8 protein-coding genes are annotated in these 8,187 nt (G+C 66.9%); 3 read left to right on the top strand and 5 right to left on the bottom strand.

All coding sequences use genetic code 11. The annotated features are described in order from the left end of the window. The 3 genes from I53_RS27080 to I53_RS27090 form a co-directional block, all read right to left on the bottom strand. Positions 1 to 1,085 (bottom strand): hypothetical protein (locus I53_RS27080; protein WP_043356797.1); only part of this gene is annotated, 1,085 nt, incomplete at its 3' end. 296 nt (positions 1,086 to 1,381) lie between these two features. Beyond that, complete coding sequence (locus I53_RS27085; protein WP_051045091.1) at positions 1,382 to 2,128, bottom strand: ABC transporter ATP-binding protein; 747 nt, start codon at positions 2,126 to 2,128, stop codon at positions 1,382 to 1,384. Further along, on the bottom strand, positions 2,125 to 3,255 hold the full coding sequence (locus I53_RS27090) for an ABC transporter permease (RefSeq protein ID WP_043356800.1): 1,131 nt from the start codon (positions 3,253 to 3,255) through the stop codon (positions 2,125 to 2,127). Before I53_RS27090 ends, I53_RS27085 begins: the two co-directional genes overlap by 4 nt. 274 nt (positions 3,256 to 3,529) lie before the next feature. Between I53_RS27090 and I53_RS27095 the strand changes: the two genes are divergently transcribed. Beyond that, complete coding sequence (locus I53_RS27095) at positions 3,530 to 3,751, top strand: hypothetical protein (RefSeq protein ID WP_251982472.1); 222 nt, start codon at positions 3,530 to 3,532, stop codon at positions 3,749 to 3,751. A 387-nt stretch (positions 3,752 to 4,138) separates the two neighbouring features. Here the strand turns inward: I53_RS27095 and I53_RS27100 are convergent, their stop codons facing one another. Beyond that, positions 4,139 to 4,384, bottom strand: coding sequence for a hypothetical protein (locus tag I53_RS27100; RefSeq protein WP_043356801.1), 246 nt, complete (start codon positions 4,382 to 4,384; stop codon positions 4,139 to 4,141). A 141-nt stretch (positions 4,385 to 4,525) separates the two neighbouring features. After that, the gene (locus I53_RS27105) at positions 4,526 to 5,113 is read right to left on the bottom strand and encodes a phasin family protein (RefSeq protein WP_043356803.1); all 588 of its coding nucleotides are present in this window, start codon (positions 5,111 to 5,113) and stop codon (positions 4,526 to 4,528) included. 1,253 nt (positions 5,114 to 6,366) lie between these two features. On the opposite strand from I53_RS27105, the gene I53_RS34330 reads away from it, so the two are divergent. Beyond that, positions 6,367 to 6,567 carry a hypothetical protein gene (locus tag I53_RS34330; RefSeq protein WP_043356805.1) on the top strand — a complete coding sequence of 67 codons (201 nt, stop codon included), beginning with the start codon at positions 6,367 to 6,369 and terminating at the stop codon, positions 6,565 to 6,567. Between the two features lie 755 nt (positions 6,568 to 7,322). Next, a partial coding sequence (locus tag I53_RS27115) for a DUF1254 domain-containing protein (RefSeq protein ID WP_043356806.1) occupies positions 7,323 to 8,187 on the top strand: 865 nt, incomplete at its 3' end.

Here is an 8,187-nt window from a genome sequence, read left to right on the forward strand (position 1 = left end):
TCAGGGACGAGACGCACCGGCGTCAATTCTTCGCGCGCCTGCGCGAAGGGTCCTGGGCGGCCGACAAGCTGCAGGAGCGACGCGACGAGGTTCCGCCGGCGGGCGCCCCGAAGCGCCGCGCCGAGGAGGACTTGCAGGGCGAGCCGCGTGCGCACCCCCGGCCGGCCCATGCGGCCGGGCGCGATGCTGTGACCGGCAGATACGCGGACCAGCAGGTCCGCAAGGTTGAGGCCCGCGAGGCTGGCGGCCATCGGCTCGACGAGGCGCGGATTGCCGTCGATGTAGAGCGGGCGCTCGCCGCGGTCGTCCGTGAAGTAATCGACGGACAATGCGCCGTGCCAGGACAGATGGGAGCCGATCTTTGCAAGATCGCTGGCGACGTTGGGGCGATGAACGCTTTCTTTGAGCGCCGCGCCGCCGCCTGCTCCCTCGACGAGCCTGCGCGTGGCGTGGAACCCGACGAGCCGCCCCTCCTGGAAGACGGCCTGCGCCTGCTCGAGGGGCGCGGACACCCATGCCTGCACGAGGATCGGCTCGCCCGGGGTCGCCACATGCGCGAGTTCGGCCGCGGCACGGTCCCGGTCCGCCTCGCAACGGATCAACCAGGTGCTGCGGCTCGCCGTGCCCAGGGCGGCCTTCACGACGAACGGGTAGGCCGCGTGCTGGGCGAGGCTGCGCGGATCGTCGAGCAAATGTGTTGGGGGCTGTTGCAGGCCGAGCTCGGTCAGCAGGCCGCGAAAACCGAGCTTCGTCAGGACGCGCTCGTAGCTTTCGAAGGCCGGAACCGCGAACGCAACCCGCGGGCGCAGTTCGTCGGCCAAGCGGGCGACGAGGTATCCCTGCTCGTGGATGGGCAGGAGGACATCGAATCTCTCCCGCGAGAGCGTCTCGTGGAGGAAGTGTCGAAACCCCTCCGGATCCGTGCCGAGGGGCGGGCAGCGATAGCGGCGGACGACCAAGCGCGAGAACCGCCCGAGGCAGATCCGGGCCGGATCGCAGTAGGCGAACTCGTGCCCGGCGAGCGCCAGGGCCGTGATGGCTTGGCGCGCAGACGTGCTGCTGCCCTCGGTCAGGAGAACGCGCATGCGGTGCTCGTCGCCTCCAGGATGCTCGGCGGGATGCCCGTCGCGCCGAGGCCGTCGATGCCGGTGTCGATGCCTTCAGGGCAGAGCGTCCGTCCGCGCCAGGACGCGCCGATGGCGGGGGCCCGTTATAGTCCGGATACGGGCGCCTCGCCGGGACGAGCAGACGGACACGGCTGTCGCGGCGGGGGCACGCATGGCCGGTCGCGAAGCCACCGCGGCCCGGGCTCGCGGACGTCCAGAAGACCGCCTGCCGCGCGCCGCACCCGCCCGGCCGCGATGATTCTGCCGCCTGTCGATCATGGGCGGCCGGCCCTCTGCGAACCCACGGTCCGGGCATGCGTCTCGCAGTCGTCCGCGTCCGGCCGTTCCTCGTGCGTGATCACCCCGTCCTCGATGTGCACGATCCGATCGGCGAAGCGGAAGAGACGCGCGTCGTGCGTCACGACGAGGACGGCCCGCCCGCGCTGCTTCGCCGCCGATGACAGGATGGCCATGATCGCCCGACCGTTTTCCGAGTCGAGAGCGGCCGTCGGCTCATCCGCGAGGATGACGGACGGATCCGCGACCAGCGCCCGCGCGATCGCCACGCGCTGCTGCTCGCCGCCGCTCAGCTCGCGCGGGAACGCGTTCAGCTTGGCGGAGAGGCCGACATCGGCGAGGACCGCGGCGCTCTTCGCGGTCGCCCCGGGGCCGCGCTCGCTGCGGATATCGAGGGCGAGCTGGACGTTCTCCGCCGCGGTGAGCGTGGAGAACAGATGGTAGGATTGGAAGACAAAGCCGATGTGCCGCCGCCGGATGACCGCCAGCGCCTCCGGCCGGGCGTCGCCGGTCGGGACGCCGCAGACCCGCACGGTCCCGCTCGTGGGCGTCAACATGCAGCCCAGGATGGACAGCAGGGTCGTCTTGCCGCTGCCCGAGGGCCCGACCAGGACCGTCAACTCGTGGGCGCGGACGACAAGGTCGAGCGCCCGCACCGCCTCGACGCGCGTCGGCCCCTGCCCGTAGGTCTTGCACACCCGCGCGGCTTCGATCGCGGCGCTCATCGGGTGAGCACGCTCGCGGGATCGACCCGGATGATCCGGACGATGGAGGCGATGCCGGAGGCGACGCACATGAGGAGCGTGAGGGCGAAGGCGACCGCCACCAAGGCGGGGGTAATAATCACCGGGGCGACGCTCGTCGCGGTCAGACGCTCGACCCCGATACTGATTACGGTCGCCACCGAGAGACCGATCAGCGCGTTCACGAGCGCCTGGAAGGCGATGACCCTGTAGATGTATCGGTTGGAGGCACCGATCGCCCGGACCATCGCGAATTCGTAGAGGTGCTCCTTCGTGCTGGAGTAGAGCGTCTGCGCGATGATGACGGTCCCGACGATGATGGAGAGCAGGGCGCCCGCGACGAGAGCCGCGCCGGCCCCCGTCCGGTAGAGCCAGAAATTCAGGGACCGCGCGCGAAACTGTTCCGGCGTGAGCGCCTCCATGCCGGAGACACGCGCCTGCGCCTCCTGCCGGATGCGCGCGATATCGGCCCCCGGCTTCGCCCGGATGAGGAAGTACGTGACCAGATTGGCCGGTAATCCGACATAGGATCGGGCGCTGCGGAAATCGGTGAAGACGTAGGGCCGCGTCGTGAAGGAGCGCAGGCCGGAGGTGACCGCCCCGACCGTCACCGGGTGCCCGCGAACCTGTGCCGTCTCGCCGCGCGCAGACACGCCCAGCTGGTCTGCGTAGGACCGTTCGAGCGACACGGTGCCGGCGGTCGCGAGATCGTCGAGGCCACCCTCCACGATGTTCCACGGCGCCAGGCCACCGACCGGGTCCGACGCGATGATGAAGATCCCGATCAATCCGCCGTCCGGCGGCAGCCAAGCCGAGAAGCCCGCCACCACCGGGACGGCCTCCGACACCCCGTCGACGGCGCTCAGCTCCTGGCGCATCTCCGCGTCGAGAATCGAGATGTCCTCGAAGTACTGCGTTCCTTTCGAGACGATCCAGAGATCGGCTGCGGTGTGATCGACGATCAGCGTCACCATCCGCCCGAAGCCGTAGAACAAGCCCATCTGCACCAGGATGAGGACGACCGAGAGCACGATCCCGGTGACGGCGGCCACGAACCGAAGCCGATCCTGAAGCAGATTCCGGAGCGCCAGCGTCATGACAAGCGGCATTCGCCTGCTCGATATGTGCCATTGTCATGTAAAAATCAGCATAAATTGCCAGTAATGAGATTGATATGGATCAATTGTGGTGCCATGACTCTGTATTCACATTCGCTTTGATCTTGATCTGGAGGGCGATATGGGCCGCGCGTGGTGTGTCGCCGGGGCGGCGGCAGCGATGGTCCTGGTCGGTTCCCGCGCTTGCGCAGAAGACGCTTTCGAGGGGCGATACCTGCAGAACCGGCCATGCCGTGGCGACAGGACCGATCCCCCGAGCCTGAGGGTGACGATCACACCGCAGCAGATCACGTACGCGGGCGGAACATGCGCGATAAAGACCAGGCGCGGCGAAGGGAGCAGGCTCATCTTCGGCGTCGCGTGCCGGTTTCGCAGCGGCATCACGATGGGATCGGACATCGTCTTTACGCGCCAGCGGGGCGGCGTCTGGCACATGACCCAGGGGGATGGGGATTTCGAGGCCGACATCTACAGGTGTCCGGACTGAATCCGAGCCGTGGCTGAAGGGAGCCGGACCTGCTGTCGCCGCCGCGTCGATGCCCCGGCGGTGAGCGCTTCCGCATCACGATCACCGGCGCCTTCCTTGTGTGCCGCGGCCCTCTGCAGGGTCACGGTCTCTCGCCCGCCTCAGTCGGGCCATGGGCTGCGTGTGCGTTTCACCTGGTCAGGCGCGCCGACTCGGGTAAGCCGTTTCCGACCCTGCTCCGACAGGTCACCGAGTGTCTCAGTCGGGTGGTTTTGCGACGGCCTGCTTCTGGACAAGGGTTTGGAAGACGCAGACGCGGCTGCGGCGGCGACACGCCCGGCTCCCACATCTGCGCGCGCTGCGGTGAACCCCACGGATTGCCCGAAGGCGATTGCCGGCCAATCCCGATCAGGTCGCCGTGAGACGCTTCTCGTTCGCAGCCACGTGCTCACGATAGCGGGCGACAACCACGTCGACCGAACCTCCGGTCATCAAGGTGCCCGAGGCCTCGATGAAAGCGCTGATCTTCTCGCTGACCATTCGGTGCGCCTCAAGCTGACCGTCGGCACCGCCCAAGGCGAGTTTCACAAGCCGAAGTTCGACGACTCTTTGCGCCTCGAGAGCGAGCAGGGTCACGGCATAGGGGTTGTACATCGCGCACTCCGAGCCACGCCGCGCGAGAACCGACGCGACTGCGACAAACGAAAAGGGCGGCCGAAGCGACCGCCCTCGGGTTGATTGCCGGATCGAGGAGGATCGCTAGACCTTCGGTCCGGCGTCTCAGCGCACGCGCGCTCAGCCCTGCTGCGCGATGCCGGAGAAGGTCTTGCCGGCCTCCTCGATGGCGCGGGCCGAGGTCTCGGAGAGGGCTTTGCCGTCCTGAACCATGGATTGCAGCCCCTCACGGACGAGCTCGCTCTGGATCGCGGAGTACTCCTGCACCGATTTGGCGCGAGCCAGCTTGTTCAGGCCGTCGAGGTTGCGCTGCCACTGCTTCTGGCTCAGCGAAAGCCAGATCCGTGACGTGTCCTGGAAGGCCTGGGTGATCACGGTCCCGCAGCGAACGACTGCTTCCATGTTCTGCTTGGACTGCCGAGCCAAGCGCTCGCTGCCCTCGCCCGTGTAGCCGAGGGTGCGGCTGAAGCGATCCGCGGCTTGGCGCGCTTGGTGCGAGGCCGTCTCGACGCCTTTCTGCACGATGTGCTGGGTGTTCTCCGCGGCGCGCTCGTTGAGATCGACGAACTTGTTCACACCGTCGCGAGCGGCGTCGGCGAATTGTGTGGTCTGCTCGGCGGACTTGTCGGCGTTGGCCTTCAGGGTCTCGGCGGCCTTGTCGAACTGCCTGTTGTGCCTGTTCTGGTCAGTGTTCTGATTGGATGTCATTGTAAATTCCTGTCCTATAATCGATTGGCGATGTCTGCTCTGCGAAATTCAGATGCCAATCGGGATGCGGGGATAGTTATTTATCCCTCTTATTGCGCCTCATTTAAATCGTGCGCCGGATCATATAAACAATGTCTGAAATGAAGATTTGATCCAAATAATGAACAGCGATTTTTCGGAACGGAGATACTTAAATGATAAGTCGCTGATTGCGCTGCACAATAAAAATTTCGGCAGGATGCACTGCGGTCAGGGTGGGTCGCGTGAGACCGCGACGGCGTATTGGGCGCAGGCCATCCCGTGGTCGCCAACGGCTTGCGAGGCGCTCACGAGCCCAGGGCTGCCGCGATGCGGTCGTCAGCGGCACGATCCTCGCTGTCGACGCCGCCGATCATGGTCAAGCTGTAGTCCGGCCCCGGTCGGGAGAACCGCCCGAGATCGCCCGTCAGCGGAGCCGCCGCGGGCCTCGGCGTGGGCGTCGAGCGGCCATTCGGCGCCTGCCGTCTGACGTTCCGCGGGTCCGTCTCGCGAAGCTCGGCCGCCAGGACGTCGACCCTTGCCGGAGCGATCGTGACCCGCCCCGGGTCCCGCCGGCCTCCTTGCCGACGCTCGGCACGCGCTCGCCGTCGCACGCAGTGATCGCGACGAGCTTGGCCATGCGGTCGAGCACGAGCGTCCGGTCGTCGGCGGTCCCGCCGGCGGCATCGAGCGCCCTCTCGATCGCAGCCGTGTTCCGCGCGCGGGTGGCCAGGTCGCCCCGGGTGGCCTCGCCCTTGGCCTGCTTCCGGAGCTCCGTGGTGATCGAGGCGTTCGAAAGGTCGCGGACCGGCAGCGGGCTCTGTCCGCTTCGGAGACGCCAACGAAGGACGCCGGATCGGCGAGACGGGCGGGTTTGCGCTCGTCTGCCTGCGAGCGACGACGCATCAAACCGAACATCGCCTCGGCCAAACTGACGGGCTTCAGACCTGGCCGTGATGGAAGCAGGGGTTACGTCTTGTCCGGCTCGGTCGAGGGGCCGGCAACGGTTCCCAGGCCGTTGCCCAGGTCCACTCCCCTGTGAGGCGGTACTCCGCTCGGCAATACGGGGGCGGTTGCGGGCGCCTCCTGCACCTGTGCGAGGCCGGCGTCCACCTCGTGGATGAGGTCTGCAAAGTCGTAGGGCTTGCTGAGCAGGCGTGTGCCCGGCGGCAGCGCCCGCTGAAGATCCGATCCGGCTCCCGAGGTGACAATGATGCCGACAGCGGGCCAACGTGATGAACGAGGTGGGCAAGGGCCACACCATCACCCACGATGCCGCGCCCCGTCACCAGCATGCTCACCGGGGTCGGTCCTTCGAGCACCGCCAGCGCCTCGGCGGCTGTGCGGACCTCTATGGCCTGAAAGCCAACATCCTCCAGCATGTCGGCCGTGACCATACGGACAAGTTCATCGGCCTCGGCGATGAGGATGGCTAAAGGCCTGCTGTCAGACACAGACATGCTCCGCGTGATCAGGGCGGGAGCGCTCGCTGCTCTCAGGCACTGACGGCCGGGTCCGAAGCCAGTGATTCCCCCTTATGCGCCAATTGTCCGCCGGGCGCGATGACCTTGGTTGTGGCAGCGCGTCTCCCGAGGGCGCGCCCTGGTCCGGCCGCCTTCCGCCCAGAGCCGAACTTGCCGGACGGCCGACGAATGGCGTCTGTGGACGCCCCTGCTTTCGGGGCGTCCAACAGCGGGCCGAAGGGCCGACATGGGTCGGCAGCGGAAGGACCGCGCGGGGTGGGTTTCTGCCGGTCTGTTCCAGGGCGCAGAGACGTTGGAGCGGGCCTTGCCCTCCCGCCTGCTCACGATCCCAAGCAGCCGATCCCACCGGTAAAGATTGGGCATGCGGATGAAGACCAACTCCGCCGGTTCGCTATGGGGCGCCTTCAGCAGACCGCCGTTTGTGGCCGCTTCGAACTGGAGCGTTCCGCTAGGACAAGCCTTACTGGACTGTCAGACACACAGTGCGCTTCCGGGTCGAACCAAGCCGCTGTCCCATTCGGTCAAGCTGCCGTGCTCAGCTTCGGTATGCTGCCGCGCGCCGCGATCCGATGTGGCTCTCGACGGTTTCTCTGTTCTGACGGTCGGCAAAGCCGGTCCGGCGAGAGGGCACTGCATTCGGCGCGTCTAGGGGATCGAGATTTTTCCTGAAGCCGCCTGCCTGAGCGGGCAATTCCGAGGAGACGGTCATGGATGTCACCAGACGGATCTTCGCCGCCGGCGCCGCTACGATCCCGTTCGTCGGTTCGGGCCTGCCTCTCGCCCGGGCTCAGAGCACGGCCCAGGACGCGCCACTCATCGGCAACAACGCGGTGGCCGATCCGATCGAGCTGGCGACGGACGCCTATATCTACGGCTACCCGCTCGTCACCATGGAGATGACCCGGCGCGTGCTCACCAATGTGGCGGCGCCTGAGGGCAAGAACGCCCCGATGGGCCAATTCGCCAATCTGCGCGAATATCCAGACGCGAAGTTCCGGGCCGTCACCGCACCAAACGCGGATACTCTGTACTCCAGCGCCTTCATCGATGTCGGGACAGAGCCCCACCTTCTCAGCATCCCGGAGGAGGACGGCCGATACTATCTCATGCCGATGCTGAGCGCCTGGACGAACGTGTTCGCCGTGCCGGGCAAGCGCACGACGGGAACCGGGCCACAAACCTACTTCATCGCCGGACCCGGCTGGAGCGGCAGCGTGCCGTCCGGCGCCAAGCTGATCCAGGCGCCGACTAACCTGATCTGGATCCTTGGTCGGACCTACTGCACGGGGGCTCCCGAGGATTATAGGGCCGTGCACGCGCTGCAGGACCAGTACCGGCTCATCCCGGCGAGCGCGGCCGGCAAGCCGTACACACCGCCTCCGGGGCGCGTCGATCCGAGCGTCGACACGAAGACGGCGGTGCGCGAGCAGGTCAACCGCATGGATGCGACGACCTACTTCAACATGCTGGCCACTCTGATGAAGGACAACTCGCCGGCGCTCGCCGATGGGGTTCCGGTCGCCCAGATGGCCTCACTCGGCATCGTGCCGGGCCAGCCCTTTCGATCCGCAC

The organism is Methylobacterium sp. B1, from assembly GCF_000333255.1.
In the GTDB taxonomy this organism is placed as follows: domain Bacteria; phylum Pseudomonadota; class Alphaproteobacteria; order Rhizobiales; family Beijerinckiaceae; genus Methylobacterium; species Methylobacterium fujisawaense.

Excerpts from the sequence above, each read along its gene's own strand:
- I53_RS27085 (WP_051045091.1), bottom strand. The coding sequence starts at position 2,128 with ATGAGCGCCGCGATCGAAGCCGCGCGGGTGTGCAAGACCTACGGGCAG.
- I53_RS27090 (WP_043356800.1), bottom strand. The coding sequence starts at position 3,255 with ATGCCGCTTGTCATGACGCTGGCGCTCCGGAATCTGCTTCAGGATCGG.
- I53_RS27100 (WP_043356801.1), bottom strand. The coding sequence starts at position 4,384 with ATGTACAACCCCTATGCCGTGACCCTGCTCGCTCTCGAGGCGCAAAGA.
- I53_RS27105 (WP_043356803.1), bottom strand. The coding sequence starts at position 5,113 with ATGACATCCAATCAGAACACTGACCAGAACAGGCACAACAGGCAGTTC.
- I53_RS34330 (WP_043356805.1), top strand. The coding sequence starts at position 6,367 with ATGAACGAGGTGGGCAAGGGCCACACCATCACCCACGATGCCGCGCCC.